Annotated in this window: 2 protein-coding genes and 2 pseudogenes; 2 read left to right on the top strand and 2 right to left on the bottom strand. The window is 76.0% G+C overall.

The genetic code is table 11. The features are described from left to right. Both EBN88_RS31000 and EBN88_RS29085 read left to right on the top strand, forming a co-directional pair. Positions 1 to 585 (top strand): annotated as a pseudogene (locus EBN88_RS31000) (hypothetical protein); the annotation flags it as partial. A gap of 58 nt (positions 586 to 643) precedes the next feature. Then, on the top strand, positions 644 to 2,488 hold the full coding sequence (locus tag EBN88_RS29085) for a S9 family peptidase (protein WP_122399989.1): 1,845 nt from the start codon (positions 644 to 646) through the stop codon (positions 2,486 to 2,488). Here the strand turns inward: EBN88_RS29085 and EBN88_RS29080 are convergent. Both EBN88_RS29080 and EBN88_RS30995 read right to left on the bottom strand, forming a co-directional pair. Beyond that, the gene (locus EBN88_RS29080; RefSeq protein WP_122399988.1) at positions 2,442 to 3,377 is read right to left on the bottom strand and encodes an SURF1 family protein; all 936 of its coding nucleotides are present in this window, start codon (positions 3,375 to 3,377) and stop codon (positions 2,442 to 2,444) included. The genes EBN88_RS29085 and EBN88_RS29080 overlap by 47 nt on opposite strands. 78 nt (positions 3,378 to 3,455) lie before the next feature. Beyond that, a pseudogene (locus EBN88_RS30995) lies at positions 3,456 to 3,725 on the bottom strand (hypothetical protein); the annotation flags it as partial.

The following is a 3,725-nucleotide window of genomic DNA, read 5'->3' as shown; positions in this document are numbered from 1 at the left end:
GGGGGCGCGTTCCACCGGGTGCCCACCGCCGGTCCTGGCACCCCGCCGCCGGGCACCCCGCCGCCGGACGGCGGCGGCTTCGCCGGGGCGCGCCCGGGCTACGCCCCGACGACGCCCCGGAGTTGGGTCGGGCCGGGGACCGGCCCGACCATCGCGCCCTGGGTGCGTTCCGGCATCCCCGGGCAGCCGGTGGCGGCCGTCGCCCCCCTGGTGATCATTCTGCTGGGCATCGGCACCACCATGGCCGGCGGATTCGGTTATGCGACGGTGGCCGCGGCCGTGCTGGACGTGGTGCTGTGCGCCTGGGCGCTGCGGCTGCACTTCGCGGGCCGGCGGCTGGCGTTCGCCCCCTCGGCCCCGGCCATCCAGGCGTGGTGCGCCAAGGTCCTGTCGTTCTGGGTGCTGATGGCGTGCGGCATGGTGGTCTCGGTGCCCGGGCTCAACCCGTCCGGGCCCCCTGAGCCCCCCGGCCAGCTCGCCGAACTGTGTGCCGCCGTCACCCTGTTGGCCATGATCTATGTGGTGCCCGCCAGCCTCGCCCGGCGGCGCAGATGGCGCACCGAGCCGGTGCTCTGGGGCGGCTGAGGGCCACTTCCGACGGCGCGGCGGTGCGTTGTCGGTGGGGTCGGGTACAACTGACCGCATGACTGATTCCGCGTCCGAGAGGTCCCGGCCCGCGTCGGCGGACGGGGCCGCCTCCGAAGTGCCCGACTGGGAGCTGCGGTTCCGGGCGCCCCGGGTGAGCCTGCCGCGCTGGGCCCGGGAGGCGCCCGACCGTTCCCTCTTCGTCTCCAACGCCACCGGCACCTTCGAGCTGTACGCCTGGGACCGGAGCACCGGCCGGCAGCGGCAGGCCACGGACCGGCCCAACGGCACGGTCGCGGGCAGCCTTTCGCCGGACGGCGAGTGGATCTGGTGGTTCGACGACACGGACGGGGACGAGTTCGGCGTCTGGCGGCGGCAGCCGTTCGCCGGCGGCGAGGACGAGACGGCGGTGCCGGGGCTGGCCGCCGGCTACCCCAGCGGGCTGGCGCTGGGCCGGGACGGCACGGTCGTGGTCGGCCGGGACACCGAGGAGCACGGCACCACGATCCATGTGCGGCGCCCGGGCGAGGCGGAGCCGAGCGAGATCTACCGCCACCGGCAGTCGGCCGGGGTCGGCGCGCTCTCGTACGACGCCGCGCTGGTGGCGATCGAGCACACCGAGCACGGCGACGCGATGCACTCGGCGATCCGCGTCGTCCGGCTGGACGGCGCGCCGGTCGCCGAGTTGGACGACACGGCCGGCGGCACGGTCGAGCTGGGCCTGTCGGCGCTGGGCTTCCCGCCGCTGCCCGGCGACGCCAGGCTCCTCGTCGGCCACCAGCGGCACGGCCGCTGGGAGCCGCTGCTGTGGGACCCGCTGACCGGCGAGGAACACGAGTTGGCCCTCGGCCTGCCGGGCGATGCGCACGCCTCCTGGTATCCGGACGGCTCGGCGCTGCTGGTGGTCCACAGCTTCCAGGCCCGCGACGAGCTGTACCGATACGCCCTGTCGGACGGCGAGTTGACGCGCCTGGACACCCCGCCGGGCACGGTGGGCGGGGCCACCGCCCGGCCGGACGGCGAGGTCGAGTTCCTCTGGTCGTCGGCGGCCGAGCCGCCGCGCATCAGGTCCACCAGCGGGCGGACGGTGCTGGACCCGCCGGGGTTGAAGGCGCCGCGTTCGGTGCCGGTCGAGGACGCCTGGGTCGAGGGCCCGGGCGGCCGGGTGCACGCCCTGGTCCAACGGCCGCCGGGCGAGGGCCCGTTCCCCACCGTCTTCGACATCCACGGCGGCCCGACGGCCCACGACGACGACGGCTTCGCGGCAGGGCCGGCCGCCTGGGTGGACCACGGCTTCGCCGTCGTCCGGGTCAACTACCGGGGCTCCACCGGCTATGGCCGCGCCTGGACGGACGCGCTCAAGCACCGCGTCGGGCTGATCGAGCTGGAGGACATCGCGGCGGTGCGGGAGTGGGCCGTCTCCTCCGGCCTGGCCGACCCGGAGCGGCTGGTGCTGACCGGCGGTTCCTGGGGCGGCTATCTCACCCTGCTCGGCGTCGGGACCCAGCCCGACAGCTGGGCGGTCGGCGTCGCGGCGGTGCCCGTCGCCGACTATGTCGCCGCCTACGAGGACGAGATGGAGGCCCTCAAGGCGCTGGACCGCACCCTGCTCGGCGGCGCCCCCGAGGAGCTGCCGGAGCGCTGGGCCGCCTCCTCACCGATCAGCTATGTGGACCAGGTGAAGGCCCCCGTCCACATCTCGGCGGGGGAGAACGACCCGCGCTGCCCCATCCGGCAGATCGAGAACTACGTGGCGCGGCTGGCCGAGCGGGGCCATCCGCACGAGGTGTACCGCTATGACGCCGGGCACGGCTCGTTGGTGGTGGAGGAGCGGATCAAGCAGGTGGCGATGGAGATCAGGTTCGCGCGAGATCATCTGCCGGCCGCTCGGGCGGCCGGTTAGGCCGGGTAGCACCGGCCCGCTCGTCCGGCTCGTCCCGGGTCTTCGGCCCGCCGGGGCCGGTCGGCCGGTCGGGCCGGTCCGGGCCGTTCGGCCGGCCGGGCGCGGCGGTCCCGCCGCCGGGGGCGGGGCCCTCGTCGGTCAGCCCCAACTCCCGGTCGCGCTGCTGCTCCACCTCCCGGCGGAACAGCCGGAACCACATGAAGACCGCGAACCCGGCGAAGACGAACCACTCGGCGGTGTAGCCCAGGTTCTGGAAGGCGTCCAGGTCGAGGCCGGTGCCGGTGGGGGCGGTGGCCGGCACGGCCACCAGCGGCGGCTCGGGCTCGCGCACCGTGATCCAGGAGTCGGTGACCTCGTACGGCAGCACGTTGATCAGCGAGGCGGCGCCGATCACGCCCAGCTCGCCCGGCGCCAGGCCCTCGGTCCGCCCGCTGACCTTGCTGGGCGACTCGGCCGCCTGGAGCGCGCCGACGACGGTCACCTCGCCGGCCGGCGGCTCGGGCGCCGCCGCCGGGTCGGCCCGGCCCGGCAGCCAGCCGCGCACCACCGGCACGGCGGGGGAGCCGTCGGTCGGGCGCAGCGGCGTCAGCACATAGAAGCCGCGTCGGCCGTCCACCATCCGCTCGGGGACGAGGAGTTGGTGCTCGGCGTCGAAGCTGCCGGTGATCTCGGCCTGGTGGCCGACGGTCTCGGTGGTCAGCGGCAGCAGCTCGGCCAGCGGGCGCACCTCGCCCTCGCCCTCGGCCAGCCGCTCCTGCTCGCGGTGCGAGTCCACCTGCGCCTCGAACCGGCTCAGCTGCCAGGTGCCGGCGGCCAGACAGATCGGCACGGCCAGCACCACGAAGACGTTGATCGCCCACCAGCGTGGGGTCAGCAGAAACCGGTACACGCATCAACGGTACTGGCGCGCCCCGCGCGGCCCCGCCCCGGGGCACCGGGGCGGGGCCGGGGAACGGCGGGCCGGCGGTCAGCCGGCCGGGGCCAGCACGCCGGTGCGGTAGATCGTTCCCGAGCAGGTGCCGTCGAGCACGATGCGGGCCGCCTCGGGCTCCCCGGCCGCCGGGGTGTAACGCAGGATTACGCCGGTCGACTCGCCGTCGCTGCCGCCGCTGTCGGCGGGCGGGCTGGAGCCGCCCGACCCGCCGGAGGCCGAGTCGCCGCCGGGCGTGCCACCGCTCGCGTCGCCCGGGTCGCCGCCGCCCGGGGTCTGCCCGTCGCCGTCGCTGTCGCCGCCCGC

The sequence above is a fragment of the Streptomyces triticirhizae genome (assembly GCF_003696235.1).
Taxonomy (GTDB): domain Bacteria; phylum Actinomycetota; class Actinomycetes; order Streptomycetales; family Streptomycetaceae; genus Streptomyces; species Streptomyces triticirhizae.
The sequence above is the reverse complement of the archived record's forward strand: the minus strand, read 5'-3'. Positions and strand labels throughout refer to the sequence as shown.